The organism is Streptomyces sp. NPDC126503 (assembly GCF_040302405.1).
GTDB lineage: Bacteria > Actinomycetota > Actinomycetes > Streptomycetales > Streptomycetaceae > Streptomyces > Streptomyces gulbargensis.
In genome coordinates this window covers 137,334-162,867 of record NZ_JBEORS010000001.1, presented here as the reverse complement: position 1 = coordinate 162,867, position 25,534 = coordinate 137,334, and the positions used below count along the sequence as shown (strand labels likewise).

General features: G+C 75.5%; 21 protein-coding genes. 10 read left to right on the top strand and 11 right to left on the bottom strand.

From position 1 onward, the window contains the following. Window positions 1-28 precede the first annotated feature (28 nt). From ABTY40_RS00835 to ABTY40_RS00825, 3 genes are all read right to left on the bottom strand, one after another. Complete coding sequence (locus tag ABTY40_RS00835; RefSeq protein WP_352057550.1) at window positions 29-1,519, bottom strand: MFS transporter; 1,491 nt, start codon at window positions 1,517-1,519, stop codon at window positions 29-31. Next, window positions 1,516-2,151, bottom strand: coding sequence for an NAD(P)H oxidoreductase (locus ABTY40_RS00830; RefSeq protein WP_352057549.1), 636 nt, complete (start codon window positions 2,149-2,151; stop codon window positions 1,516-1,518). Before ABTY40_RS00830 ends, ABTY40_RS00835 begins: the two co-directional genes overlap by 4 nt. 69 nt (window positions 2,152-2,220) lie before the next feature. Next, on the bottom strand, window positions 2,221-3,051 hold the full coding sequence (locus tag ABTY40_RS00825) for an SDR family oxidoreductase (RefSeq protein ID WP_352057548.1): 831 nt from the start codon (window positions 3,049-3,051) through the stop codon (window positions 2,221-2,223). 124 nt (window positions 3,052-3,175) lie between these two features. On the opposite strand from ABTY40_RS00825, the gene ABTY40_RS00820 reads away from it, so the two are divergent. The 3 genes from ABTY40_RS00820 (at window position 3,176) to ABTY40_RS00810 (ending at window position 8,625) form a co-directional block, all read left to right on the top strand. After that, complete coding sequence (locus ABTY40_RS00820) at window positions 3,176-6,589, top strand: AfsR/SARP family transcriptional regulator (RefSeq protein ID WP_352057547.1); 3,414 nt, start codon at window positions 3,176-3,178, stop codon at window positions 6,587-6,589. A 339-nt stretch (window positions 6,590-6,928) separates the two neighbouring features. Then, window positions 6,929-7,378: a GNAT family N-acetyltransferase gene (locus tag ABTY40_RS00815; protein WP_352057546.1), complete on the top strand. Its 450-nt coding sequence runs from the start codon at window positions 6,929-6,931 to the stop codon at window positions 7,376-7,378. Beyond that, window positions 7,375-8,625 (top strand): MFS transporter, encoded by a 1,251-nt coding sequence (locus ABTY40_RS00810; protein ID WP_352057545.1) that lies wholly within the window; start codon window positions 7,375-7,377, stop codon window positions 8,623-8,625. The genes ABTY40_RS00815 and ABTY40_RS00810 overlap by 4 nt, the downstream gene beginning before the upstream one ends. Window positions 8,626-8,643: 18 nt before the next feature. Here ABTY40_RS00810 and ABTY40_RS00805 read toward each other — a convergent pair whose 3' ends face one another. The 4 genes from ABTY40_RS00805 to ABTY40_RS00790 form a co-directional block, all read right to left on the bottom strand. Further along, entirely contained in the window at window positions 8,644-10,113 is a 1,470-nt protein-coding gene (locus ABTY40_RS00805) for an acyl-CoA synthetase (protein WP_352057544.1), read from the bottom strand. 98 nt (window positions 10,114-10,211) lie between these two features. Then, window positions 10,212-11,447 carry an MFS transporter gene (locus ABTY40_RS00800; RefSeq protein ID WP_352057543.1) on the bottom strand — a complete coding sequence of 412 codons (1,236 nt, stop codon included), beginning with the start codon at window positions 11,445-11,447 and terminating at the stop codon, window positions 10,212-10,214. A 79-nt stretch (window positions 11,448-11,526) separates the two neighbouring features. Next, complete coding sequence (locus tag ABTY40_RS00795; protein ID WP_352057542.1) at window positions 11,527-13,131, bottom strand: sensor histidine kinase; 1,605 nt, start codon at window positions 13,129-13,131, stop codon at window positions 11,527-11,529. A 66-nt stretch (window positions 13,132-13,197) separates the two neighbouring features. Next, a complete protein-coding gene (locus tag ABTY40_RS00790; RefSeq protein WP_352057541.1) occupies window positions 13,198-14,259 on the bottom strand; it encodes a rod shape-determining protein in 1,062 nt (353 codons plus the stop codon). A 396-nt stretch (window positions 14,260-14,655) separates the two neighbouring features. On the opposite strand from ABTY40_RS00790, the gene ABTY40_RS00785 reads away from it, so the two are divergent. Beyond that, window positions 14,656-15,657, top strand: a complete 1,002-nt coding sequence (locus ABTY40_RS00785) for an SCO2400 family protein (RefSeq protein ID WP_352057540.1) — start codon at window positions 14,656-14,658, stop codon at window positions 15,655-15,657. A gap of 68 nt (window positions 15,658-15,725) precedes the next feature. Here the strand turns inward: ABTY40_RS00785 and ABTY40_RS00780 are convergent, their stop codons facing one another. After that, window positions 15,726-16,175, bottom strand: coding sequence for a MarR family winged helix-turn-helix transcriptional regulator (locus tag ABTY40_RS00780; protein ID WP_352057539.1), 450 nt, complete (start codon window positions 16,173-16,175; stop codon window positions 15,726-15,728). A gap of 95 nt (window positions 16,176-16,270) precedes the next feature. Here ABTY40_RS00780 and ABTY40_RS00775 point away from each other — a divergent pair, with 95 nt between their 5' ends. The 4 genes from ABTY40_RS00775 (at window position 16,271) to ABTY40_RS00760 (ending at window position 19,643) form a co-directional block, all read left to right on the top strand. Further along, window positions 16,271-17,290, top strand: coding sequence for an NADP-dependent oxidoreductase (locus tag ABTY40_RS00775; RefSeq protein ID WP_309056804.1), 1,020 nt, complete (start codon window positions 16,271-16,273; stop codon window positions 17,288-17,290). 64 nt (window positions 17,291-17,354) lie between these two features. Further along, window positions 17,355-17,786, top strand: coding sequence for an organic hydroperoxide resistance protein (locus tag ABTY40_RS00770; RefSeq protein WP_352057538.1), 432 nt, complete (start codon window positions 17,355-17,357; stop codon window positions 17,784-17,786). Window positions 17,787-17,887: 101 nt separating this feature from the next. Further along, window positions 17,888-18,760, top strand: a complete 873-nt coding sequence (locus ABTY40_RS00765) for an EI24 domain-containing protein (RefSeq protein WP_352057537.1) — start codon at window positions 17,888-17,890, stop codon at window positions 18,758-18,760. A 7-nt stretch (window positions 18,761-18,767) separates the two neighbouring features. Next, window positions 18,768-19,643 carry a pectate lyase gene (locus ABTY40_RS00760; RefSeq protein ID WP_352057536.1) on the top strand — a complete coding sequence of 292 codons (876 nt, stop codon included), beginning with the start codon at window positions 18,768-18,770 and terminating at the stop codon, window positions 19,641-19,643. Window positions 19,644-19,728: 85 nt separating this feature from the next. On the opposite strand, the gene ABTY40_RS00755 is transcribed toward ABTY40_RS00760, so the two are convergent. Continuing rightward, window positions 19,729-20,442 carry a carbon-nitrogen hydrolase family protein gene (locus ABTY40_RS00755; protein ID WP_352057535.1) on the bottom strand — a complete coding sequence of 238 codons (714 nt, stop codon included), beginning with the start codon at window positions 20,440-20,442 and terminating at the stop codon, window positions 19,729-19,731. 52 nt (window positions 20,443-20,494) lie between these two features. Then, the gene (locus ABTY40_RS00750) at window positions 20,495-21,424 is read right to left on the bottom strand and encodes a LysR family transcriptional regulator (protein WP_502990451.1); all 930 of its coding nucleotides are present in this window, start codon (window positions 21,422-21,424) and stop codon (window positions 20,495-20,497) included. A 49-nt stretch (window positions 21,425-21,473) separates the two neighbouring features. Here ABTY40_RS00750 and ABTY40_RS00745 point away from each other — a divergent pair, with 49 nt between their 5' ends. Next, window positions 21,474-22,307, top strand: coding sequence for an NAD(P)-dependent oxidoreductase (locus ABTY40_RS00745; protein WP_352057533.1), 834 nt, complete (start codon window positions 21,474-21,476; stop codon window positions 22,305-22,307). Between the two features lie 11 nt (window positions 22,308-22,318). On the opposite strand, the gene ABTY40_RS00740 is transcribed toward ABTY40_RS00745, so the two are convergent. Continuing rightward, entirely contained in the window at window positions 22,319-22,900 is a 582-nt protein-coding gene (locus ABTY40_RS00740; RefSeq protein WP_352057532.1) for a TetR/AcrR family transcriptional regulator, read from the bottom strand. 141 nt (window positions 22,901-23,041) lie between these two features. Here ABTY40_RS00740 and ABTY40_RS00735 point away from each other — a divergent pair, with 141 nt between their 5' ends. Next, the gene (locus ABTY40_RS00735; RefSeq protein WP_352057531.1) at window positions 23,042-25,534 is read left to right on the top strand and encodes a glycoside hydrolase family 3 protein; all 2,493 of its coding nucleotides are present in this window, start codon (window positions 23,042-23,044) and stop codon (window positions 25,532-25,534) included.

Here is a 25,534-nt window from a genome sequence, read left to right as displayed (position 1 = left end):
TCCGGACGCGGCCCCGGGGGCCGGCCCCTCAGCGGATGCGCGGGACCCCGCGCAGCAGGACCAGCACCAGGGCCGCCGTCACCAGGGCGAAGGCCGCGCTCAGCGCCGACGCGGCCTGCAGCGCCGTCGTGAACGCCTCCCGGGCCGCCGCGAGCAGCTCCCCGTCCCCCGCCACCGAGGCCGCCGCGCCCACGCTCTCGCGGGCCGCCGCCGGCGCGTCCGCCGGAACCGCGCCCCGGTAGACGGCGACGGCCGCGCTGCCCGTCACCGCGATCCCGAGGGCGAGGCCCAGGTCGTAGGCGGTCTGGCCGGTGGCGGCCGCCGCGCCCGCCTTCTCGGGCGGGGCCGCGCCGACCGCGAGCGCCGTGCCCAGGACGCTGATCGGCGCCACGCCGAACATGATCACGGCCAGGCCGAGGGCGGCCACGGTCACCCCGGAGGCCAGGGCGAGCGCCGCGTACCCGGCGAGCGAGACCAGCAGCCCGCCGGCGAGGACGTACGCGGGCCGGACGCGCCGCGCCGCCCACGGCGTCAGCTGCGAACCGGCGATCAGGCCCGCCGCCCCCGGCAGCAGCCACAGCCCCGCCTCCAGGGGCGGCAGCCCGGCGACCGCCTGGAGGTACTGCGGGACCAGGTACTCCACCCCGTTGAGCGCCGCCATCCCGAGCAGCAGGGTCAGCAGCGCGCCCGTGAAGGCCCTGCTCCGGAAGAGGCGCAGGTCGAGCAGCGGGGCCTCCAGACGGTTCTGCCGCCGGACGAAGAGGACCGTGAACGCCGCGCCGAGGACGAACGCGCCCGCCGCCTCCCCCGTCGGACCGTGCGCCGCGAGCGACTTCACCCCGTACACCAGCGGAAGCACCGCGAGCAGGAAGAGGACGACGCTCGCCGGGTCGAGCCGCCCCGGCCGCGGATCGCGGTACTCCGGCACCAGCGGCGGGACCGCGACCAGCGCCACCAGCATCACCGGCAGACCCATCAGGAACACCGAGCCCCACCACCAGGAGGCCAGCAGCACCCCGCCGATCACCGGCCCGATCGCCAGGCCCACCGAAAGTGCCGTCACCCACATCGCGATGGCCGTCGCCCGCTGCCGGGCGTCCGCGAACATGTGACTGATCAGGGCGAGCGTCGACGGCAGGACGGCCGCTCCGGCCACCCCGAGCAGGGCGCGGGCCACGATCAGCGTCCCGGCGTTCGGCGCGTACGCGGCCAGGAGCGAGGCGAGCAGGAACCCGGCCGAGCCCGCCATCAGCAGCCGCCGCCGGCCGTAGCGGTCCCCCAGCGTCCCCATCACCACCAGCGTCGCCGCGGTCAGGAAGCCGTAGATGTCGGTGATCCAGAGCAGCTGGGCGCCGCTGGGCCGGAGGTCGGCCGAGAGGTACGGGGTGGCGAGCCACAGCACGCCGAGGTCGGCCGTCATCAGCGTGACCGGCAGCAGGAGGACCGCCAGGCCGAGCCACGCGCGGACCCCCGCCCGGGGCGGAACGTCCACGGGGACGGAAGCCGTCGTCGTGGTCATCGCGCGAGCACCCCTCCCGGTGTCTCGGCCAGCTTCGCGGCCAGGGCGCGCTCGGCGTCGGCGAGCAGCTCCGCCACCCGCGCCGGCCGCAGCCCGGGGGAGACCGAGGAGAGTTCGGAGCCGTACAGGACGTGGACCGTGGCGTCGGGGATCCCGCACCAGGCCGAGAGTCCGACCCGCAGCGTCGTGTCGAGCACCGTCTCCGTGCCCATGCTGCCGATCTGCTCCGCCGTCCCGCCCATCAGCCCCAGCCACAGCAGCCGCTTGCCCGCCAGGCGGGGCCGGCTGCGCCCGTACGCGAAGCCGTAGTTCCACACCCGGTCGATCCAGCCCTTGAGGATGGCGGGGACCGAGAACCACCACACCGGGAAGACGACGACGATGTCGTCGGCCGCGAGCATCCGGTCCATGTGGGCCCGGACGACGGGGGAGTAGACCTTCTCCCGGTCCTCCCAGTCCGGCTCGTCGGCCGGCCGCAGGGCCGGGTCGAACCCCTCGGCGTACAGGTCGAGTACGTCGACGGTGTGGCCCGCCTCGTCGAGCCGGGCGCGCACCCGGGCCGCGACCTGGGCGGTGAGCGAGTCGGAACGGGGGTGGGCGAGGACGAGCAGGGCGTGACGGGTGGTCGTCATGTCGACTCCAGGGAGAATCTCGGAGTGGGGCGAGAGGGGTGGGGGGCGGGGGAGGGGGATCCGGGGGAGTCAGAGGCCGAGGCCGGAGCCGCCGCTCGCGTCGATGTTCTGGCCGGTCACCCAGCGGGCCGCGTCGGAGGCGAGGAAGCCGACCACGTCGGCGACGTCCTCCGGCTGTCCCACCCGGTCGAAGACGGAGAAGCCCGCGGCGTGCGCCTTGGCCGCCGGATCCGACATCCACGGGTGGATGTCGGTCTCGATCGTGCCCGGCGAGACCGCGTTGACCGTGATCCCCCGGGAGCCGAGCGTCTGCGCGAGGGTGAGCGTCAGGACCTCGACGGCGCCCTTGGACGCGGCGTACGAGGTCATGCCGGGGAAGGCGACCTTGGTGACGCCGGAGGAGATGTTGATGATCCTGCCGCCGTCGCGCAGTCGCTCCAGGCCCTTCTGGATGATGAAGAACGGTGCCTTGGCGTTGACCGCGAAGACCCGGTCGTAGTCCGCCTCCCCGACCTCGTGGATCAGGCCGGGACCGGCGATCCCGGCGTTGTTGACGAGGACGTCCACGCCGTCCGCGTGCGCGTCGAAGGCCCGCCACAGGGCCTCGGCGTCACCCGGGACGCCCAGCTCGGTCCGGAGGGCGAAGGCGCTGCCGCCCGCCTCCTCGATCGCGGCGACCGTCTCCTTCGCCGCCGTCTCGTTGCTCGCGTAGTGGACGCCGACCCGGGCGCCGTCGGCGGCGAGCCGGAGGGCGATCGCCCGGCCGATGCCCCGGCTCGCTCCCGTGACGAGGGCGGTCCTGCCCGACAGCGGCCTGTCGTTCGTGACCGCGCGGTTCGAAGTCGTGTGGCTCGTGGTCGTGTCGTTCGTGGTCGTGCGGTCGGTCGTCGTGCTGCTCATCGTCGTACTCCCCGGCTGGTGTTCCGTGCTGACAGGGACGACTCTGCGGGGCGGGTGTTCGGGTCCGGTTCGGGCCGCGTTCGGGTCCGGTTCGGGGCCGTTCGGGCCGGGTTACGGTGGGCCCATGCGATTCAGGGTGCTGGGGGAGACGGCCGTGCGGACCGAGGACGGTCGGGCGGTACGGGTCCCCGAGCGCAAGGTGCGCACCCTGCTAGCCGCCCTGCTGGCCGACGCCGGACGGCCGGCCGCCGTCCACCGGCTCGTGGACGCGCTGTGGGGCGACGAACCGCCCGGCAACCCCCCGCGGGCCCTCCAGGCGAAGGTGTCCCAACTGCGCCGCGCCCTGGAGGAGGCGGAGCCCGGCGGCCGGGAACTCGTCGTGAGCCGGGCCCCCGGATACCTGCTTGCCGTGCCCCAAGGGGCCCTGGACACCCACCTGTTCGCGGAACTGACCGCCCGCGCCCGGGCCGCCGGAGATCCGCGCGAGCGGGTCCGGCTGCTCACCGAGGCGCTCGGGCTGTGGCGGGGTCCGGCGTTCGCGGACTTCGCGGACCAGCCCTTCGCGCGGGCCGCGGCGGACCGGTGGGAGGAGGAGCGGCTCGTCGCCCGCGAGATGCTGGCCGAGGCGCGCCTGGCGCTGGGCGAAGCGGACGCCGTCGTGGGCGAGTTGACGGAGCTCGTCGCCCTTCATCCGCTGCGGGAGCGGCTCAGGGCCGTCCACCTGCGGGCGCTGTACCGGGCCGGGCGCCAGAGCGAGGCGCTCGCCGGGTACGAGGAGCTGCGTGCCCTGCTCGCCGGGGAACTCGGACTCGACCCGGGCCCCGAACTCGCCGCCCTGCACACGGCGATGCTCCGCCAGGACCCCGCACTCTCCGCCCCGTTCCCGGCATCCGCCTCGCCGGTCCCGGCATCCGCCTCGCCGGTCCCGGCATCCGCCTCGCCGGTCCCGGCATCCGGGCCGGTACCGGTGCCGGCCGAGGTGCGCGGGCCGGGGCCTCGCGGCAACCTCCCCGTGCCCCTGACCGGGATCGTGGGGCGCGAGAAGGCCGTGGAGGAGGTACGGGCGCTGCTGCGGGAGCGGCGGCTCGTCACCCTCACCGGGCCCGGCGGCGTCGGCAAGACCCGGCTCGCCGTGGAGGCGGCCGCGCGGCTGCGCGAGGACTTCCCCGACGGGGTGTGGCTGGTCGAGTTCGCCGGCGCGGGCGGCGAGCTCGCGGAGGTCGTCGCCGCCGCTCTCGAACTCCGCGACGGCGGCGCCTGGGGGCTGCTCCGGGGCGAGGGACGCCCGCCCACCACCGCCGAACGGCTCGCGGAGGTGCTGCACGGCCGTCGCGTCCTGCTCGTCCTGGACAACTGCGAGCACGTCGTCGACGAAGCCGCCTCCCTCGCCGAACAGCTCCTGCGCACCGCCCCCGGCCTCACCGTCCTCACGACCAGCCAGGAACCGCTGGCCCTCGCCGGCGAGACCCTGTGGGCCGTCGAGCCCCTCGACCCGGAGGGCGCGGCCGAACTCTTCGTCGCCCGGGCCACGGCCTCGGCGCCCGGCCTCGCTCTCGACGACGAGGCCCTGGAGGCCGTACGGGCCGTCTGCCGCCGCCTCGACGGCATCCCGCTCGCCCTGGAACTCGCCGCGACCCGCGTCCGCGCCCTCGGGGTGCACGGGCTCCTCGAACGGCTCGACGACCGGTTCCGCCTGCTCGACGCGGGCCTGCGCGGCGCCCCCGTCCGGCAGCAGACCCTCCGGGCCGTCATCGACTGGAGCTGGGAGCTGCTCGGCGACCCGGAGCGGACCGTCCTGCGCCGCCTCGCCGTCCACGCCGAGGGCTGCACCCTGTCCGCCGCCGAGGAGGTCTGCGCGGGCGACGGCGTGGCCCCCGGGGACGTCCTCGGGCTCCTCGCGCGGCTCGTCGACCGCTCGCTCGTCGTCGCGGTCGACGGCCCGGAGGGGCCCCGTTACCGGCTGCTCGAATCGGTGGCCGCGTACTGCCTGGAGCGGCTGCGGGACGCGGGCGAGCGGGAGCCGGTCCGCGCCCGTCACCTCGCCCACTACACGCGCCTCGCCGAGACGGCCCGTTCCGCCCTGCGCGGTCCCGCCCAGCGCCGCTGGCTCGCCCGCCTCGACGCGGAGACCCCCAACCTCAGGGCCGCCCTCGACCGCGCCCTCGGCCTGGACGACGGCGGACCCTCCGCTTCCGGGTACGCCGCCCCCGGGAAGCCCCTGTCCGGGTACGGCGCCCCCGACCCGTCGTACGCCGCGACCGCCCGGCCGGACACCGCCCCGCAGGCGGCCGGGTCCCGCGCACACCCCGGGGCCGCGCTGCGGCTCGTGGACGCGCTCGCCTGGTACTGGGTGTTGCGCGGGCGGCTCGGCGAGGGGCTGCGGTCCGCGACCGCCGCGCTCCGCGCGCCCGGCACCGACGCCCCCGAACTCGCCGGCCTCCGGGCCCGCGTGGAGATCTGGCGCACCGGGCTCGCCGTCATGGGCGGCGACGGCACCGACCGGGCCCACCGCATCACCGAGGCCCTCGCCGCGCACGACGCCACCGACGACGAGGGGGGCCGTCCCTGGGCGCGCTGGTTCCTCGCCCACGCCCTCTGCGGCACCGGCGGCCAGGTCGAGGGAGCCGGTCTCACCGGCCGGGCGCTCGACGGCTTCCGCGCGGCGGGCGACCGCTGGGGCGAGGCGGCGGCGCTCGCCGACCGCTCCGTCCAGCGGCTGCTCCGGGGCGACCTGGCGGGCGCGGAGGCCGACGCGGCGCGCGCCGACGCGCTGTTCGAGGAGCTTGGCGACGCCTGCTGCCGGCTCTGGACGGTGTACCCGCTGGCGACCGTCGCCGAGGTCCGGGGCGCCTACGAGCGGGCCGACCGGCTCAAGCGGGCCGGCCTGGCGGCGGCCGAGAGCTTCGGGCTCACCACCGAGGTGCCCGACCTGCTGGCCGGGCTCGGCCGTACGGCCCTGCTGCGGGGCGACTTCGCCGAGGCGCGGGCCTATCACGAGGCGGCGCGGGAGCGGGCCGCCGAGGTCGGCTTCCGCGCGGCCGAGATCAACGCGGTCCTCGGGCTCGGGCTCGGCGCCCGGCGTGAAGGGAGGACGGCGGAGGCCGAGGGGCACATGCGGGAGGTCCTCGACTGGCACCGGTCGGTCGGCCTCGACCACGCCAACGGGCTGATCCTGGCCGAACTGGGCTTCTCGGCGCTCGCCCGCGGTGATCTGGCGGAAGCCCTCGCGCTCCAGACCGAGGGGTACGCGACGGCGCTCGCCTCCGGGGACCCGCGGGCGGTCGCCCTCGCCCTGGAGGGACTGGCCTCCGTGCTCGTCCCGGTGGGCCGGCCCCGGGGCGCGGCGCTCCTGCTCGGCGCGGCGGAGGCCCTGCGCGCCGCGACGGGAGCGCCGCTGGCGCCGGCGGAACGGGCGGACGTCGACCGCGCGGAAGCGGCGGCCCGTGCCGCCCTGGGCGAGCCCGCCTTCACCACCGCCTCCGCCCGGGGCGCCGCCCTCCCGCCCCGCCTCGGCCTGGCGGCCCCGGCCGGGACCTGACCGCACGACCGCGTCGGCCGCACCGCCCGGGCCGTCCGCCGGGTCCGTTCCTCCCTCTCGGCCGTACGGTCCGGAGCGGCCCCGGACCGTACGGCAGCCTCGGCCGCCCCGCCCCGCCCCGCCCCGCCCCGCCCGCCCCGTCGCCCCGGAACCGGACGCCCGGGCCCCGGCCCACCCCCAGGACCCCCGCACTCCCGGGCCCGCCCTGTCCTGCGCCCCGGACCCGCCCCAGGACCCGGACCCCCGCACCCCCCGGCCCCACCCGCCCCGCGGCCCGGGCCCCGCCCGCCAAGCCAAAACGTAAGGATCACCCAGCCCTCACGCCCCTATACTCACTCCATGCCCGACATCACCCTCCGGCGCGCCACCGCCGACGACTCCAAGCGGCTCACGCGGCTCGTCCGCGGCTCGGGCGCCTACCGGGGCGACTACGCCGCCATGGTCGACGGCTACCAGGTCGGCGCGGCGTACATCGAGCACCACCCGGTCTACGTCGCCGTCGACGGCTCCGACGACCGCGTCCTCGGTTTCTACGCGCTGCTCGTCGACGAGGCCGAACTCGATCTCGCCTTCGTCGCCGACAGCGCCCAGGGCCTCGGCATCGGCCGCCTGCTGATGGCGCACATGGTCGAGCAGGCCCGGGCCGCCGGGCTCACGTCCGTGAAGGTGGTGGCCCACCCGCCGGCCGAGGAGTTCTACCTCCGCACGGGGGCCCGCCGCACCGGGACCGTCCGGGCGAGCGGGCGGATCCACTGGGACCGGCCCGAGCTGCGGTACGACGTCGCATGACCGCCACCCGAGAGGAGGGCCGGCGCAGGGTCTTCGCCGACCTCACCCCGCTGCGGACCTCCGCCCACTACCGCCGGCTCTGGTTCGGGAGCACCGTCTCCTGGGTCGGGCAGGGCATGACGACCCTCGCCATCTCCCTCCAGGTGTACGACCTCACCGGCTCGACCTTCTCCGTCGGGCTCGTCGGTCTGTTCTCGCTGGTGCCCCTGGTCGCCTTCGGCCTCTACGGCGGTGCCGTCGCCGACACCGTCGACCGCCGCAAACTGGGCCTCGCCAGCGCCTCCGGCTCCGCCGTCCTCTCGGCCGCCCTCGCCGCCGCCGCGTTCGCCGGCTTCCACCACGTGTGGTTCCTGTACGGGATCGTCGCCCTGCAGGCCGTGTGCGCCGCGCTGAACTCGCCCGCCCGCACCGCGATGGTCCCCCGCCTCCTGCCGCCCGAGCAGCTGCGCGCCGCCAACGCACTCAACTCGATGATCACGACCTTCGGCATGCTCGTCGGACCGAGCCTCGGCGGTCTCATCGTCGGCGTCGCCGGCTACCAGACCGCCTACCTGGTCGACGCCCTCGCCTTCTCCGCGAGCCTGTACGCGATGTGGCGGCTGCCGTCCATGCTCCCGGACCGCACCGGCAAACGGCGGGCCTCCGTCCTCGACGGTCTGCGCTTCCTCGCCACCCGCCCCAACCTGCGCATGACGTTCCTCTCGGACTTCTGCGCCATGATCCTCGCCCACCCGCGCGCCCTGTTCCCGGCCGTCGCGGTCCTCTGGTACGGGGGCGACGCCCGCACCACCGGACTCCTCGTCGCCGCGCCCGCGGTCGGGGCGCTGCTCGGCGGCGTGCTCTCCGGCTGGCAGAGCCGTATCCGCCACCACGGGCAGGCGATCCTCCTCGCCGTCGCCGGCTGGGGCACCGCCATCGCCGTCTTCGGGCTGACCCGCGAACTGTGGCTGGGGCTGCTCCTGCTGGCCCTCGCCGGGTACGCCGACACCGCCTCGATGATCTTCCGCAGCACGATGATGCAGGTGGCCGCGCCGGACGAGATGCGCGGCCGGCTCCAGGGCGTCTTCATCGTGGTGGTCGTGGGCGGCCCCCGGCTCGGGGACTTCCTCGCGGGCTCGGTGGCGGACCTCACCTCCCCGGCCGTCGCGATCACCGGCGGCGGGATCGCCTGCGTCCTCGCGATCGGTGCCCTCGCCGCGTACGGGCGTGGCTTCCGCCGCTACGACGCGCACGACCCCACGCCCTGAGCCGCGCCCCTTCCCCGCTCAGCCGGCCGGCAACCGCTTCTTGAGGATCTTGCCCAGGTCGTTGCGGGGCAGCGCGTCCAGGTAGCGGACGGTCCGGGGCCGCTTGTGCGGGGCGAGCAGCCGGGCCACGTGGTCCGCGAGCGCCGACGCGGCAGGCGGCGCCGCGGCGTCCGCCGGGACCACCCAGGCCACGATCCGCTCGCCCAGGTCGGGGTCCGGCTCGCCGGTGACGGCCGCCTCGCGCACGCCCGGGTGGTCGAGGAGCGCGTTCTCTATCTCCCCCGCACCGATCTTGTAGCCGCCGCTCTTGATGAGGTCGGTCGCCTTGCGGCCCACCAGGCGAATCGTTCCGTCGGCTTCCCGGACCGCCATGTCCCCGGTGCGGAACCAGTCGCCGTCGAAGGCCGCGGCGGTCGCCTCCGGCCGGTTCAGATACCCGGAGAACAGGTTCGGGCCGCGCACCTGCACCTCACCGACCGTCTCCCCGTCGTACGCACCGAGAACCGTGCCGTCCTCCTCCACGAGCCGCAGCTCCACGCCCGGGAGCGGCGTCCCGACGGTCCCGGGGCGCGGCTCGGCCCCCGGGCGGACGCTCGTGTTCATGAGCGTCTCCGACATCCCGTACCGCTCCACCACGGCCCGCCCCGTCGCCGCCGTGATCCGCTCGTGGTCGTGCACCGGGAGAGCCGCCGAGCCGGAGACCAGCAGCCGCGCGTCCGCCAGCGCCTTCACCAGGGCCGGGTCGTGGGGCAGCGCGTCGGCGAGGCGGTGGTACATCGTCGGGACACCGAACAGCATCGTGCCGCCCCCGGCACCCAGTTCCCGGGCCACGCCCTCCACCGAGAACGCCCCGAGGTGCCGGATCTCGCCGCCGCGCCGCAACGGGCCGAGGACACCGAGGACGAGCCCGTGGACGTGGAAGAGGGGCAGGGCGTGCACCAGGACGTCCCGCCCGGTCCAGTCCCAGGCCTCGGCGAGCGCGTCGAGGGAGGCGGCGACGGCCCGGCGGGAGAGCAGGACGCCCTTGGGCGGGCCGGTGGTGCCGGAGGTGTAGACGACCAGGGCGGTCGCCTCCGGGTCGATCGCGTCCCGGCCGGGACGGGGAGCCGCCCCGGGGGCCCGCGGGGCGGGCGGCGCGCCGGCCGGCACGTCGATGCGGGGGAGCGCCGCCAGGCCGGGCGGGAGGACGTCGTCCGGACCCGCGAGGACCGCCCCCGGTGCGCTGTCGCCGAGGATGTGGGCGAGTTCCCGCTCGCCCGTGCGCGGGTTGAGGGGGACGGCCGGTACGCCCGCGAGGAGGGCGGCCACGACCGCCACCGCCGTCCGGGCGGTCGGCGTCGCCCAGACGGCGACCCGTTCGAGGTCCCCGATCCGGGCGGCCAGGGCGCCGGAGGTCCGGGCCAGTTCCGCGTACGTCAGGGTGTCCGGGCCGCACCGGAGCGCGGGCCGGTCGGACGGGGCCGCAAGGGCCGGGATGAGCGCACTCACCGGTCGTACTCCTCGGGTCGGGGACGAGGACTGACGTGAGGCATTCTGCCGGGGCGGGCGCCCGGGGCGGGGAGGAACGGAATCCCGGGGCCGGGTCCTCAGGGGCGGGCGGCCGTCGTCCTCGCCGGGTCCCGCGCCGGCTCGCCGCCGCCCGGGCGGAGCCCGCGCATCCGCCCGTACGCGTACACACAGCCCGCGAGGGCCAGGTCGGACAGGAGCATGAAACCGATCGAGTACGAGTCCTTGGCGCTGTAGATCGCGCCCATGACCAGCGGCGGCAGGAAGCCGCCGAGGCCGCCCATGGCGCCGACGATGCCGGTCACGCTGCCGACCTGCGCCTGCGGGGTGACCTGCGCGACGAGCGCGAAGACCGAACCGCTCGCCGTGCCGAGGCCGGCGGCCATGCACAGCAGGGCGATCGTGCCCACCGGATCCAGCCGCGGGTCGAAGGCCTGGACGATCGCGAGGAGCGCGACCGCGCCCAGCGCGCACGCCGTCACGAGCGCCGGGTGCGCCCGGTCCGACAGCCAGCCGCCGATCGGCCGGAAGACGACCGTGACGAGGGCGAACCCCGCGGCCTTGGTGCCCGCGTCGGTCGGGTCCAGGCCGTACCAGGTCTTCAGGTACGTGGGGAGGTAGACGCCGAACGCGACGATGCCGCCGAAGCCGATCGCGTACAGCGCCGACAGCTCCCACGTCACCCGCAGCCGGCCCGCCGTACCGAGCCGGGTCGCGAGGGATGCGGTGGGGACCGGCCGGTCCGGACGGTCGGTCAGGAGGAACACGGCGAGGACCGCGTACACGGCGAGGGCCACCGCGACCACGAAGAACGGCAGGTTCTCGCCGTGCGCGGCGATCCGGGGCGTGAAGTAGCCGGAGAGGGCCACCCCGCCCATGCCCATGCCGAAGACCCCGAGCGCCAGGCCCCGCTTGGCGGGCGGGAACCACGAGTTGACCAGGGGGATGCCGATCGCGAACGTCGTGCCGCCCAGGCCGAGGAGGAAACCGACCACGAGCAGCAGGCCGTAACTGTCCTTGACCACCGTCAGGAGCAGCACCGGGACGATCGTGAGCGCGGCGACGAGCGGGAACATCACCCTCGCCCCGTACCGGTCGGTCAGCGCACCGGCCGGGATGCGGCCCACCGAGCCGACCAGGACGGGCACCGCGACGAGCAGCGACTGCTGGAAGGAGCTGAGGCCGAGCCGGTCGCCGTACCAGCCGGCGAGGGGCGCGACGAGGTCCCACGCCCAGAAGGTGAGGGTGAAGCCGACGGTGGCCACCGCCAGATTGCGGTAGGCCGCCGTGGTCGGGGTCTGCGCGTCGGAGTTCACCCCTCCAGTCAAGATCGGTACGGGGCGGGAGGCGCGCCGGACTGCTCCGTACGGGGACGGCCCCCGGGCCCCGCCCCTCCTACGCCTCCGCCCGCCGGGGCCAGGTGACCGTCGTCGGGGGCTCCCCGTCGTCCGTGACCCGCAGCCACGCGCCGCCCCGCCCCGCGTCCCCGGAATCCCGAGCGGGCCCGGCCCCGGGTTCCGCACCCACCCCCACCTCGACCGTGATCGCGCCGACTCCCGGCCTGCGGTGGGCCGCCGCGAGCGCCCCGCGCAGGACGCCGAGCAGCTTCGCGGCCGTCGGCCCGTCGACGAGGGTGTCGACCGCGCCCGAGAAGTGCACGGACGGCTGGAAGCCGAGCAGGACCGCCGCGCCGCCGGTCTCCCGCAGCACCTGCCCCCGGAAGGAGGTCGGCGCGTCGGCCGGCGGCTGCTGGAGCGCGAAGATCGTCGTCCGCACCTCCTGGATCGTGGAGTCCAGCTCGTCGACGGCCCGGCCGAGCAGCGCGCTCTCCTCGGAGGACGCGGCCGCCCGCCGCCGGGTCGACTCCAGCATCATCTCGGTGGCGAACAGCCGCTGGACCACGAGATCGTGCAGGTCCCGGGCGATCCGGTCGCGGTCCTCGAAGACGGCGAGCCGCTCGCGGTCGTGACGGGCGTCCGCGAGGACCAGTGCCAGGGCCGCCTGCGAGGCGAACTGCGAGGCGAGCAGCCGGTCCACCGCCGTGTAGGGCGGGCCGCCGCGCCGCCGGGGCAGGGCCAGGGTGCCGATGAGCTGTCCGCCGCTCCGCAGCGGCAGCATCATCGAGGGCCCGAAGCGGGTCCGTACGTGCGTGGTCATGCGCGGGTCGGTCGCCGAGTCCTCCACGAAGACCGGTTCCCCGCCGAGGAGCTGCACCAGGACGGGGGAGCCGGGCGCGATGGCCGTCCCCACCAGGTCGCCGGGGTCCCCGGTGGTCGAGGCGGCGACGATCTCCATCCCGCCCTCGGCCGTGGGCTGGAGGACCACGCCGGCCTCGGCCCCGGCGAGGACCCTGGCCCGCTCGGCCACGGTCGTCAGGGCGTTCTCGGCGGTCTCCCCGGTGAGCAGGGCCGTGGTCACGGCCGCCGCCCCGTCGATCCAGCGCTCCCGCTGCCGGGCCGTCTCGTACAGCCGGGCGTTGCCGATGGCGATGCCGGCCTGTGAGGCGAGGACCCGCAGCAGCACCTGGTCCTCCGGGGTGAAACCGCCCGGCTTGCCGGTGAGGTGGAGGTGACCGAAGACCTCGGTGTGCACGCGGATCGGGACGGACGGGCCGTCGCCGGGCAGGTCCGGGGCGGGGGCGGCGAGGCCGCCGGGGAGGCCGGGCCGTTCCTCCGTCGGCCCGCCGGAGGTGAAGAGTTCGGTGAGACGGTGGCGCTCGGGGTCGATCACCCCGAGCGCCCCGTGGCGGGCTCCGGTCAGCGCGGTCGCGGAGTCCACGATGTGCTGGAGCGTGGCGCGGAGTTCGAGGTCCGTGCCGACGCCGAGGACCGCTTCGAGCAGCAGGGGCAGCCGGCCGGGTCCTGCGCCGCCGGAGGGGTTCCCGTCGCGGCCGTCGTCGTCCCGGCCGTCGTCGTCCCGGCCGTCGTCGTCCCGGCCGTCGTCGTCCCGCTCGTCCGGGGCCCGCTCGTCCCGGTCCTGGTCCCGGTCCACGATCGTCATCGTCTCATTGTCGTACGAATCGCCCGTGGGGGAGGTGGCGGCCGGTCCCCGCCCCGCCGGTGGCGCTCAGGCCTCCTCCGAGAGCGGGTCCCGCTCCGTGAGCGGGTCGAGCACCATCGGCTGGATCCTGCCCTCCAGCATCGCCCCGAGCCCCAGGACCGCGCACACGTCCGGGCGTTCGGCGATGTGCACCGGCATGCCGGTCGCCTCGCGCAGCATCTGGTCGAGACCGGGCAGCAGCGCGCTGCCGCCCACCATCATGATCCCGCGGTCCGCGAGATCGGCCACGAGGTCCGGCGGGCAGTCCCGCAGCACCTTGCCGATGCCGTCGAGGACGGCCGTCAGCGGGGTGTGGATCGCCTCCCGCACGGCGGCCGTGTCCACGGTCACCGAGCGGGCGAGGCCGGTGGCCACGTCACGGCCGTGGATCTCGGTGGAGGCCGGCCCCTGGGGCGTCAGGCCGTTGCCGCTCAGGGCGAGTTGGAGCGGGCGCACCGACTGGCTCGGCAGCATCAGCTCGTGGTGGTGGCGCAGGTGCTGGATGACGGCGTGGTCGATGGCGTCGCCGCCGACCGGGATGCGCTCGGCCGTGACGATCGCGCCGAGGGAGAGCACCGCGACCTGGGTCGTCGCCGCCCCGCACACCATGATCATGGTGGCGGTGGGCTGTTCGACCGGGAGGCCGCACCCCACCGCCGCCGCGATGAGCGTGTCGACCAGCTCGACCCGGCGTGCCCCAAGGCCCACCAGGGTCTCCACGGCGGCGCGCTGGGCGAGCGGGTCGCTGTCGTGCGGGGTGCAGGCGGCGGCGCGGAGCCGGGGCTTGCGGCGCAGCTGCCTGCGCAGCTTCTCGCCGAGGAGGTGGCGGAGCATCCGCTGTGCCATCTCGATGTCCACGACGGTGCCGCCGGTGACCGGGCGGACGACGCGGATGTAGTCGGGGGTGCGGCCGGTCATCTTCTCGGCCAGCGCGCCGACGGCGATCAGCGCCCCGGTGCGGGTGTTGACGGCGGCGACGCTCGGCTCGTCGACGACGAGGCCGGCGCCCTTGACGAAGACCCGGGTGCGGGCGGCTCCCAGGTCGACGGCGACATGGCAACGGCGCAACTGTTCCAGGCTGACGGTCACGGCGGATCCTCCGGAGTGCGGTGCTGGCACGGGGCGAGGTGAGGGGGTCGTGGTGGGCGCGGGCGGGCGCGCGGTGCTGCTGCGCGGTCCTTCTCGCATCGTGCGACCGCCCCGCCCGCGGCGCGCGCTGGGCTGAGCCGCCCGGGGCCTCCGGGCCCTTTGAACGCCCGCGGCCGGCCGGGCCCGGCCGCGCCGGAGCGGGAGCGCGCGGGCCCTCCCGCGGCCCCGGTTCCCTCCCGCCCCGGCCGGGTCACCGTTCGGGTGGAAGCGCGAACGAACGTTTCTTCCCGAAGCGGGAGATACCTGGCGGGCCCGCGCCGACCTGGGGTTTCCTCACAGGATCCTCACCTGTCCGTCTCGCTGTGGCCGTACCGTGGCGCATAGCCTGCGTGCCCCATGGACTACTGCCACCCGTGCCGACGGCATCTGAACGGGGCCCTCGCCTGTGCCGGGTGCGGGATCCCCGCGCAGGAGCTGCGGCAGCAAGCCCCCCACCCCTCCGGCGAGGCCGCCGCACCCGGCCCGTACGCCGCTCCCGCCCCGTACGGTTCCTACGGCACCCCGTACGGCACACCCGCCGCGCCCCCGGCGGAACCCACCGGCCCCGCCGAGCCGGACCTCGACGTGCCGCCCGAGCACGTCTACGAACTGGACGTCGTCGCCCCGCCGCGCCCCGCCCCCGGTGGCCGGCGTGGCGCCCGGGAGGGGGCGCGCCGGGGGAAGCGGGGAGGTGGCCGCCGGGGCCGTACGGTCCTCGTGGGCACGCTCGGGCTGGTGCTCGCCGCCGGGACGATGACGGTCCTGCGGACGGTCCTCGCCGAGCCGGACGACAGCGGCGCCGCCACGGCCGTGCGCGAGGAGCGGCCCGTCGCGACGTCCCCGGAGGCCGTGCCGGAACCGGACCCCACGGGGACCCCCGCGCAGCCGGACGGCTCGGGCCCGGACATCGTGACCGATTCCCCGAGCGCCGGGGTCACCCGCGCCCGTCAGGTGAGCGCCGGCACCGCCACCGGCCACGGCACCGACCCCGAAGGCGCGGATTCCGGTACGGCCCCCGGCACGGGCACGGGCACGGGCGCGGGCTCCGGCACAGGCACAGGCTCCGGCGAAGGCACGGGCTCCGGCTCCGGTACGGGCGAGGGGGCCGGGGACGCGCCCCAGGAGTCGCCGACGGTCACCGGCCCGCCGTCCCCCACCGCGCCGGAGGTCACCCCGCCGCCCCCGGCCACGGCCACCGCGCCGGGCGCCCCGGCGCCGACCTCGGCCCCCGGGGACCCGGGCCCCACCCCGGGCGGCACCACCGCGCCCGCCCCCACCAGGACCACGTCTCCGTCCCCCACGCCCACCCCGTCCCCGAGCGAACCGGAGTGCACCCGCTTCCTGTGGTGGTGCGTCTAGACCGCCGCCCGCCGGTTCGGGGCGGCGTACGGCCCTGACGCGGGGCCGGCGGGTCCGGGCCGAAGGCCTCAGCCCGTGGCCCGCCCCGCCGCGTCCTCGCCCAGCATCCGCTTGAGGAGGTCCCGCAGGAGGGTGCGCTCGACGTCGGTCAGTTCGCCGAGCGGTTCGCGGGCGAAGTGCAGGGACTCGCGCAGGCGGCGCGCGGTGGCGAGGCCCTCGGCGGTGGGGGCGGCGACCTTCACGCGGCGGTCGGCGGGGTCGGGGCGGCGTTCGACCAGACCGCGGGTCTCCAGACGGTCGATGATCCCCGTGACGTTCGACGGCTCGCACCGGAGCTTCGTGGCGATCTTCCGCATCGGCGTCGGCTCCAGGGTGAGCAGGCCGAGGACGCGGGCCTGCGCGCCGGTGAGGGCGTGGGCGGCCGCGGCCTCCTCGTACTCCTGGTGGTACCGCGCCACGACCGTGCCGATCAGTTCGACGACTTCGAGAGTGAGCGGGTCCGCGGGAGAGGTGGCCATGGGAAGCATCCTACCCGGATACTTGACAACATGAAATATCCAGGAGCATGGTTGTTTCAGGTAGTGAAATAGTTTTCCCTCAGGAGGCCGTGCTCATGTCCGCACTTCCCGCGACCAGCCGCGAATGGCACCTCGTGTCCCGTCCCCACGGCTGGCCCGTCGCGTCCGACTTCGCCCTCCGTGAGGTCCCGGTCCCGCAGCCCGCCGAGGGCCGGATCCTCGTACGCAACCTGCACTTCTCGGTCGACCCGTACATGCGCGGCCGGATGAACGACGTGAAGTCGTACGTCCCGCCGTTCAAGCTGGACCACCCCATGGACGGCGGCGCGGTCGGCGAGGTCGTCGCGTCCAACGCCGAGGGCTTCGCCGTCGGCGACCACGTCCTGCACGGCCTCGGCTGGCGCGAGTACGCCCACGTGCCCGCCCAGCACGCCACCAAGGTCGACCCGGAGCTCGCCCCGCTCTCCACCTACCTCGGCGTGCTCGGCATGCCCGGCCTCACCGCCTACGCGGGCCTCTTCGAGACCGCCTCCTTCAAGGAGGGCGACGCGGTGTTCGTCTCCGGCGCCGCCGGTGCCGTCGGCAGCCAGGTCGGCCAGCTGGCCAGGCTCAAGGGCGCCTCCCGGGTGATCGGCTCGGCCGGCTCCGACGAGAAGGTGAAGTTCCTCGTGGAGGAGCTGGGCTTCGACGCCGCCTTCAACTACAAGGACGGCCCGGTCAAGGACCAGCTGCGCGAGGCCGCCCCGGACGGCATCGACGTCTACTTCGACAACGTCGGCGGCGAGCACCTCGAAGCCGCGATCTCCTCGCTCAACGTGCACGGCCGCGCCGCCATCTGCGGCATGATCGCGCAGTACAACGACACCGAGCCGGTCCCCGGCCCGCGCAACATGGCGCTGATCATCGGCAAGCGCCTGCGCCTCCAGGGCGTCCTCGTCGGCGACCACTACGGCCTCCAGGACCGCTTCGTGCAGGAGGTCGGCGGCTGGCTGCGCTCCGGCGAGCTCAAGTACCGCGAGACCCTCGTCGAGGGCGTGGAGAACGGCGTGGAGGCCTTCCTCGGTCTGCTCCGCGGCGACAACACCGGAAAGATGATCGTCACACTGACCCGCTAGTCTTCCCTCAGCCGCCGCGATCGTGGGCGCGAGTCGCGGCGAACCGAAGAAGGAAGACATCAGTATGTCCAGCACTGCCATCAGCCGTTCCGACGTCCTCTACACCGCCGTGGCCACCGCCGAGAACGGCCGCGACGGCCGGGTCGCCACCGACGACGGCAAGCTCGACGTCGTGGTCAACCCGCCCAAGGAGATGGGCGGCTCCGGTGAGGGCACCAACCCCGAGCAGCTGTTCGCGGCCGGCTACAGCGCCTGCTTCCAGGGCGCGCTCGGCGTCGTGGCCCGCAACGAGAACGCCGACATCTCCGGCTCGACGGTCACCGCCGAGGTCGGCATCGGCAAGAACGACGGCGGTTTCGGCCTCATCGTGAAGATCTCGGCGACCATCCCCAACGTGGACGCCGAGACGGCCAAGAGCCTGATCGAGAAGGCCCACCAGGTCTGCCCGTACTCCAAGGCGACCCGCGGCAACATCACGGTCGAGCTCGCCGTCTGAGTCACGGTCGCGCAGACTGGAGAAGGGCCGCACCCCGACCGACCGGGGTGCGGCCCTTCGCCGTTCCGGCGTGCCGCGGGCCCCCGGATAGGGTGATCCCCATGCGTGATCTCGGGGTGGGTTTCAAGTACCTGGTACAGGGCCAGAAGTGGGTCGGCCGGCACGGACGGTGGTTCGGGTTCGGGCTGCTGCCCGGACTGGTGACGCTCGTCCTCTACGCGGGCGCGCTCGTCGGACTCGGCTACGGGGCCGACGACCTCGCCGCCTGGGCGACCCCGTTCGCCGACGACTGGGGCTCCCCCTGGCAGGGCTTCTTCCGGGGCACCCTCACCGCCCTGGTCTTCGTCTTCGGCCTCTTCCTCGCCGTCGTCACCTTCACCGCCGTGACGCTCCTGGTCGGCCAGCCCTTCTACGAGTCGCTCTCCGAGGAGGTCGACCGCAGCCAGGGCGGTGAGGTGCCCGAGTCCGGGCTGCCCCTCTGGCGCGAGCTGTGGATCTCGGCCCGCGACAGCCTGCGGATCGTCCTGCGCGTCGCCTTCTACGGCGTGCTGCTGTTCGCCTGCGGATTCATCCCCGTCGTCGGCCAGACGGTCGTCCCCGTCCTCGGCTTCTGCGTCTCCGGCTTCTTCCTCGCCGAGGAGCTCACCGCCGTCGCCCTCCAGCGCCGGGGCGTCGAGGTGAAGGAGCGGCTCGCGCTGCTGCGCGGCCGCCGCCTCGCCACCCTGGGCTTCGGCGTGCCGCTGACCCTCGCCTTCCTCGTCCCCTTCGTCGCCGTCTTCCTGATGCCGGGAGCCGTCGCCGGCGCCACGCTCATGGTCCGCGATCTGCGCGGCGAGACCGGTGGCACCGATGAGGCGGGCGGCACCGGCGAGCCCGGTGACCCGCACGCCCGGGAAAGGGCCCGGAACGGCGGCAACCTTCCTTCCTCCGGTGGCGACCAGGGGGTGCACGACATCCCCCACCTGAGGAAGTAAGAACGCGATGACCTCCCACAAGCGGAAGACCGGTCGCCGGCGGGCGATCGCCGGCGCCCTGGGCGCCCTCGGCGTCACCGGCGCGGCCGTGCTCACCACCAGCCTGCCGGCCCCGGCCGGCGCCGCCACCCACAACGGCGCCGGTACGGGAGCGGGCGCGGCCCCGGCGGCGGCGCGGGCCGCGGCGGCGCCCGCCGCCTGGCCCCGGGCGAAGGGCACCGAGCCGGTGCCGGCCTCCATCCCGGTCTCCGGGACCTACGACGGCGGACTCAAGCGCTTCCACGGCACCGGCGAGCTGGGCTCGGACGGGCAGGACGAGAGCCAGAAGCCGCTGTTCGTCCTCGCGGACGGCGCCGTCCTCAAGAACGTGATCATCGGCACCCCGGCGGCCGACGGCGTCCACTGCCTGGGCAGCTGCACCCTCCAGAACGTCTGGTGGGAGAACGTCGGCGAGGACGCCGCCAGCTTCAAGGGCACGTCGAAGTCGGCCGTGTACGCGGTGTACGGCGGTGGCGCACGCGGCGCCTCCGACAAGGTCTTCCAGTTCAACGGCGCGGGCAAGCTCGTCGTGACCAAGTTCCAGGTCGCCGACTTCGGCAAGCTGGTCCGCTCCTGCGGCAACTGCAAGAAGCAGTACCCCCGCACGATCCTCGTCAACGACGTCGACATCACCGCCCCCGGCACGTCGATCGTCGGCGTGAACGCCAACTACGGCGACACCGCGACCCTGCGGAACGTCCGGATCCACGGCGACGCCAAGAAGAAGATCAAGCCGTGCGTCCGCTTCACCGGCAACAACACCGGCAAGGAGCCCCAGGAGATCGGCACCGGCCCCGACGGCACCACCTGCCGCTACTCCGCCGGAGACCTCTCCTACGGCTGACCCCTGGCGCGGGGGCCGGGCGGCACCCGCCGCCCGGCCCCCCGCCGGACGCGCCGGGCCGCCCGGTCCCGTGCCGCCCCGCGCCTCAGCCCACCGCGGCGAGCGCGAACCCCGGCTTGTCCGGGCCCGCGTCCGCGATCCGCTCGCCGTCCGGGCCCCAGGCGCCCGCGCGGCCGCCGCCCGTGCCGTCCTCGTTGGGCCCCAGGACGTTGCCGAGCACCACCGGGAGGCCGAACTCCCCGGCCCGTACCGGATACACCGTCTCGAAGGAGTCGTTGTCCGCCGCCAGCACCGAACTGGCCAGGTACACCGCGCAGTCGTCGGCCACCGCGCGCTCCGCGAGGGCGGGGAAGCGGTTGTCGTAGCAGGTGGCGAGGGCGAAGCGGACCCCGTCGAGGACGAACCGCCCGTCGGCGGTGCCCGGCGCGAAGACCTCCGCCTCGATCCCGTACAGGTGCTGCTTGTCGTAGCGGGTGAGGAGCGAGCCGTCCGGGCCGATGACCAGCGTGGTGATGCCGGGTCGCGAACCGGCGGTCGCCACGGGCCCGTTGACCACGGCCGCGAGACCGGCCGCGCGGCACGCCTCCCGTACGGGGCCGAGTCGGGGGTCGTCCTCGGTGAGGACCAGGTGGGGGACGTCCCGGATCAGGCTCGGCTCGTAGCCGGTCAGGCAGAGCTCGGCGAAGACGGCGACCCGTGCCCCCGCCGCCCCGGCTTCCCGGACGAGCCCCGCGATCGTACGGACGTTGGCGTCGACGTCCCCGGCGACCGGGGCGAACTGGGTGGCAGCGACGATCATGGGGACCATCATCCCCTGCCCCGGGGTAAGGGGCAAGGGAGCAGTTGAGGTCTTAACTCTCCGGGTGGAGGCGCCAGGAGGCGGACAGCTCCGCCGCCGTCGCCCGCAGCAGTCCCAGGAAGGCGCCCGCCGCCACGGTCGGCACCCCGGGCGCGGCCACGTGCACCGCCCGGTACGGCACGTCCCCGGGATCGACCGCCACCAGCGCCACGTCCGGCCGCACCGCCGCCGCCGCGAGCGCCGGCACCAGGGTGACCCCCAGTCCGGCGGCCACCGCCCCCAGCTTGGCGATCCAGTCGTGCGCCAGGAGCCCCGTGCGCGGCCGGAACCCGGCGGCCACCACCGGACGGAACAGCGTGTCCTCCAGGCGCTCCCGCCCCACGATCCACTCCTCCTCCGCCAGCTCCGCGAGCCGCACCGCCTGCCGCCCCGCGCACGGGTGGTCCCGGCCCAGGGCCACGAGCACCGGCTCGTCGAGCAGGTGGTGGAGCGTCACGCCCGGCGGCGGGGGAGTGCCGGGCGGCGGGCTCACCACCGCCAGGTCCTCCTCCCCGGCCGCGACCAGCCCCAGGTGCTTGCCCGACGGCCCCTCGACCCGGGTCACCGCCACACCCGGGTGCCGCTCCCGGAACGCCGCCTGCGCCCGGGGGACCAGGGCGGCGGTCGCGCTGGAGAAGGCCCCGAGCCGCAGCAGCCCCCCGTCCAGGGTGCGCAGCGCCTCCAGTTCGGCCCGCGCGGCGGACAGCCGGTCCCGTACGGCCTCCGCGTGCGGCAGCAGCACCCGGCCCGCCTCGCTCAGCCGCACCCCGCGCGGCAGCCGCTCGAACAGCTCCGCGCCGACCTCCGCCTCCAGCGACTGCACCTGCCGCGAGACGGCGGACTGTGTGTAACCCAGCGCCTGCGCGGCGGCCGTGAACGACCCCGCACGGGCGACGGCGAGGAACACCTCGTACAAGCCATGAGGGAAGGGCATGGCAGCCATGCTAGACATTCGCTGGTCGCATGGCGGGGTCGGCCCTAGCGTCGAGGGCATGGACCTCACCACCGTCAACGGGCCCACCGACGGGCCCCCTTCGCAGCGGATCGCCTTCCTCGGCACCGGCTCCATGGGCCTGCCCATGGCCCGCCGCCTGCTCGACGCGGGCCACGCCCTCACCGTCTGGAACCGTACGGCCGCCAAGGCCGACGCCCTGGTCGCCGCGGGCGCCGTCCGCGCCACCGATCCGGCCGGGGCCGTGCGGGACGCCGACGTCGTCCTGACCATGCTGGCGGACCCCGCCGCCGCCCTCGCCGTCGCGGACGCGCTCGTCCCGGCGCTGCGCCCGGGCACGATCTGGGTCGACACCTCCACCGTCGGCCCCGGGGCGGTCCGCGAGCTCACGGGCCGCCTCCCCGCCGGGGTCACCCTGATCGACGCCCCGGTGATGGGCAGCGTCGACCGGGCCGCCTCCGGCGAGCTGCTGATCCTCGCCGGCGGCGACACCACGCCGGTCGCGGGGATCCTGGAGCGGCTCGGCACGGTCACCGCCTGCGGCGGGCCCGGCGCGGGCGCCGCGCTCAAACTGGTCCTCATCAACGCCGCGATCGGCGGGGTCGCCCTGGTCGGCGAGGCCCTCGCGCTCGCGGAAGCGCTGGGCCTGCCCCGGGACCTGGCCCTGCGGACCCTCAGCCAGGGGCCGCTGGCGGGCGCCGTCGCCCGGGCCACCGCCACCGGCTCGCACTTCCCGGTCGCGCTCGCCGCCAAGGACGTCACCCTCGCCACCACGGCCACCCCGGCGCGGCTGCCGGTCCTGGAGGCCGTCCGCGCCGCCCTGACCGCCGACCCGGCCCTCCTCGCGGAGGACCTCGCCGCCGTCGCCCGCTGACCCGGGGGGCGTCACTCGGGCCCGCCGCGCCCCTCCCCGTACAGCAGGCCGAGGAAGTCCCGGAAGGCGGCGGGCATGTCGACGGCCGAGGGGTCCAGGAGCCACTGGTACTGGAGTCCGTCCATCACCGCCGTCAGGAGCGGGGCGGCGCGCTCGGGCGTCAGGCCGCCCGGCAGGCGCTCGCCGAACTCCAGGCGCAGCACCCGGGCCATGTTCTCCCGCACCTGGGCGTACCGCTCGGTGAAGAACTCCCGGGCCGGGTGGCCGTCCGTCACGCTCTCGCCGAGCAGCGCGGAGAAGGTCTGCACGATGCCCGGCCGCATCGCGTTGTACTCGACCAGGGAGTCCAGGAGTTCGAGCCGCCAGCCGTCCCGCCCCGGCCCGCCGCTCGTGTCCCAGTGGTCGCGCTCCGCGAGGACGGCGACGAGCAGCGCGTCCTTGGTCGGGAAGTAGTGCAGCAGCCCCTGCTGGGTCAGGCCGACGCGCTCGGCCACCGACCCCAGGGTGGCGCCCCGGTAGCCCCGCTCGGCGATCACTTCGAGCGTGGCGCGCAGGATCTCCGCGCGCCGCTCCTCGCTCCTGGCCCGCGCCATCGTCCCGGCCCCCTCTCGCAGCTCCGTCGACAGGACCGTACCCCCACCCCTGGAGATAACGAAAAGGTCTCATCGCCTACCGGTCCACTGGTTTCCGGGTGCACCATGACGCCACCGGTACGTCGACGAGGAGGTACGGCCATGGCGCGGACCGACGGCGGAAGCCACGGGGACATCGGGGACCCGGACACGGCGGACCCCAGCGGGGCGGCGGAGGCCGCGCGGGAGGCGGCCGTCGACGCCGCCCTGGCGGGGCTCGACCTGGACACCAAGGCGCGGCTGCTCGCCGGGCAGGACATGTGGTCCCTGCCCGCCGTCCCCGGCATCGGACTGCGCTCCCTGGTCATGTCCGACGGACCCGTCGGCGTCCGCGGCGTCCGCTGGACCCCCGACGACCCTTCCGTCGCCCTGCCCTCGCCGACCGCGCTCGCCGCGGCCTGGGACCCCGGCCTCGCCCGCCGCGCCGGCCGCCTCCTCGCCCAGGAGGCCCGCCGCAAGGGCGTCCACGTCCTCCTCGCCCCCACCGTCAACCTCCACCGCTCCCCGCTCGGCGGACGCCACTTCGAGGCCTACAGCGAGGACCCCCACCTCACCGGCGCGATCGGCACCGGCTACGTCCTGGGCGTCCAGGACGGCGGCGTCGCCGCCACCGTCAAGCACTTCGTCGCCAACGACGCCGAGACCGACCGCTTCACCGTGGACAACCGGGTCGCCCCGCGACCGCTGCGCGAGCTGTACCTCGCCCCCTTCGAGGCCATCGCCCGGCAGGCCCGCCCCTGGGCCGTCATGACCGCCTACAACCAGGTCAACGGCGTGACCATGACCGAGCACGGGCACCTCGTCAACGGCGTCCTGCGCCGGGAATGGGGCTTCGACGGCGTCAACGTCTCCGACTGGCTGGCCGCCCGCTCCACCACCGGAGGCATCACCGGTGGCCTCGACGTCGCCATGCCCGGCCCCGCCACCGTCCACGGCGAGGCCCTCGCCGCCGCGGTCCGGGCCGGCGAGGTCCCCGAGTCCGCCGTCGACAGGGCCGTACGGAACGTCCTGCGGCTCGCCGCCCGTGTCGGCGCCCTCGACGGCGTCCCGCCGGCCGTCACCACTCACCCGGCCCCGGCCGACGGCGCCGCCCTCGCCCGCGAGATCGCCCGCCGGGGCTTCGTCCTCCTGCGGAACGAGAACGGCGCCCTGCCCCTCGCGCCCGGCACCACCGTCGCCCTCTCCGGAGCCGCCGCCCGTGACGCCCGCGTCCTCGGCGGCGGCTCCGCCCAGGTCTTCCCCGGCCATGTGGTCTCGCCGCTGGACGGACTCACCGCCGCCCTCCCCGAGGGGACGCTCACCTTCTCGATCGGCGCCGACCCGGGCGACGAACCCGCTCCCGCCGGGCCGGGCTTCACCCTCCGCGCGGTGTGCCGCGACGCCGAAGGCGCCGTCATCGGCGAGGGCGGCCTGCCCACCGGCCAGATCCAGTGGATCGGTGACGACCTCCCCGCGGGCGTCACCCACGAGAACCTCGCCTCCGTCGAGATCACCGGTACCTTCACCCCGCGCGAGACCGGTGCGCACTCCTTCGGGACCCGGGGGCTCGGCGCCTTCACCCTCACCGTCGCCGGTCGCGTCCTCTTCGAGGGCGTCCAGGCCATGGGCCCCGAGACCGACCCCTTCGAGGCCTTCCTCGGCTCCCCGGTCGAGCGCGGCACCGTCGACCTCACCGCGGGCGAGACGGTCGAGGTGTCCCTCCTCCACACCCTCGACAAGGAGTTCGCCGCCCCCCTCCCGGCGGTCATGTTCTCCTTCGTCCACCTGCGTCCGCGCCGAGACCCCGGCGAACTGATCACCGAAGCGGCCGAGGCGGCCCGCGCCGCCGACACCGCCGTCGTGGTCGTCGCCACCACCGAACGCGTCGAGTCCGAGGGCTTCGACCGCCGGGACCTCGCCCTCCCCGGCCGCCAGGACGACCTCGTCCGGGCCGTCGCCGCCGCCAATCCGCACACCGTCGTGGTCGTCAACTCCGGCGCCCCGGTGGAGATGCCCTGGCGCGGGGACGTGGCCGCGGTCCTGCTCACCTGGTTCCCCGGGCAGGAGGGCGGCGCCGCCCTCGCCGACGTCCTCACCGGCGCCGCGGAGCCCGGCGGACGGCTCCCCACCACCTGGCCCGCCACCCTCGCCGACGCCCCCGTCACCGACGTCACCCCCACCGGCGGAACCCTCCCCTACCGCGAGGGCCTCTTCATCGGCTACCGCGCCTGGGACCGGGCCTGCACCGCCCCCGCGTACCCCTTCGGCCACGGCCTCGGCTACACCACCTGGTCGTACGACTCCCTCGACGCCACCCCGGACCGGGCCACCGTCCGCCTCACCAACACCGGCGACCGCCCCGGCCGCGAGACCGTCCAGCTCTACCTGGCCCCCGAGGACGACCCGGCCGAACGCCCGGCGCGCTGGCTCGCCGCCTTCGCGAGCGTCGAGGCCGCCCCCGGCGAGACCGTCGAGACGCGCGTCCCCCTGCCGCGCCGCGCCTTCGAGATCTGGGACGAGGAGCGGCACGCGTGGACGACGGTGCCCGGCACCTACCGGCTGCTGGCCGCGCACTCCCTGACGGACGTCCGGCTCACCGCGCCCTTGAAGCTGTAG

Coding starts and splice junctions, on each gene's coding strand:
- ABTY40_RS00835 (WP_352057550.1), bottom strand. CDS start 1,519: ATGACCACGACGACGGCTTCCGTCCCCGTGGACGTTCCGCCCCGGGCG.
- ABTY40_RS00830 (WP_352057549.1), bottom strand. CDS start 2,151: ATGACGACCACCCGTCACGCCCTGCTCGTCCTCGCCCACCCCCGTTCC.
- ABTY40_RS00825 (WP_352057548.1), bottom strand. CDS start 3,051: ATGAGCAGCACGACGACCGACCGCACGACCACGAACGACACGACCACG.
- ABTY40_RS00820 (WP_352057547.1), top strand. CDS start 3,176: ATGCGATTCAGGGTGCTGGGGGAGACGGCCGTGCGGACCGAGGACGGT.
- ABTY40_RS00815 (WP_352057546.1), top strand. CDS start 6,929: ATGCCCGACATCACCCTCCGGCGCGCCACCGCCGACGACTCCAAGCGG.
- ABTY40_RS00810 (WP_352057545.1), top strand. CDS start 7,375: ATGACCGCCACCCGAGAGGAGGGCCGGCGCAGGGTCTTCGCCGACCTC.
- ABTY40_RS00795 (WP_352057542.1), bottom strand. CDS start 13,131: ATGACGATCGTGGACCGGGACCAGGACCGGGACGAGCGGGCCCCGGAC.
- ABTY40_RS00785 (WP_352057540.1), top strand. CDS start 14,656: ATGGACTACTGCCACCCGTGCCGACGGCATCTGAACGGGGCCCTCGCC.
- ABTY40_RS00780 (WP_352057539.1), bottom strand. CDS start 16,175: ATGGCCACCTCTCCCGCGGACCCGCTCACTCTCGAAGTCGTCGAACTG.
- ABTY40_RS00775 (WP_309056804.1), top strand. CDS start 16,271: ATGTCCGCACTTCCCGCGACCAGCCGCGAATGGCACCTCGTGTCCCGT.
- ABTY40_RS00770 (WP_352057538.1), top strand. CDS start 17,355: ATGTCCAGCACTGCCATCAGCCGTTCCGACGTCCTCTACACCGCCGTG.
- ABTY40_RS00765 (WP_352057537.1), top strand. CDS start 17,888: ATGCGTGATCTCGGGGTGGGTTTCAAGTACCTGGTACAGGGCCAGAAG.
- ABTY40_RS00760 (WP_352057536.1), top strand. CDS start 18,768: ATGACCTCCCACAAGCGGAAGACCGGTCGCCGGCGGGCGATCGCCGGC.
- ABTY40_RS00755 (WP_352057535.1), bottom strand. CDS start 20,442: ATGATCGTCGCTGCCACCCAGTTCGCCCCGGTCGCCGGGGACGTCGAC.
- ABTY40_RS00750 (WP_502990451.1), bottom strand. CDS start 21,424: ATGGCTGCCATGCCCTTCCCTCATGGCTTGTACGAGGTGTTCCTCGCC.
- ABTY40_RS00745 (WP_352057533.1), top strand. CDS start 21,474: ATGGACCTCACCACCGTCAACGGGCCCACCGACGGGCCCCCTTCGCAG.
- ABTY40_RS00740 (WP_352057532.1), bottom strand. CDS start 22,900: ATGGCGCGGGCCAGGAGCGAGGAGCGGCGCGCGGAGATCCTGCGCGCC.
- ABTY40_RS00735 (WP_352057531.1), top strand. CDS start 23,042: ATGGCGCGGACCGACGGCGGAAGCCACGGGGACATCGGGGACCCGGAC.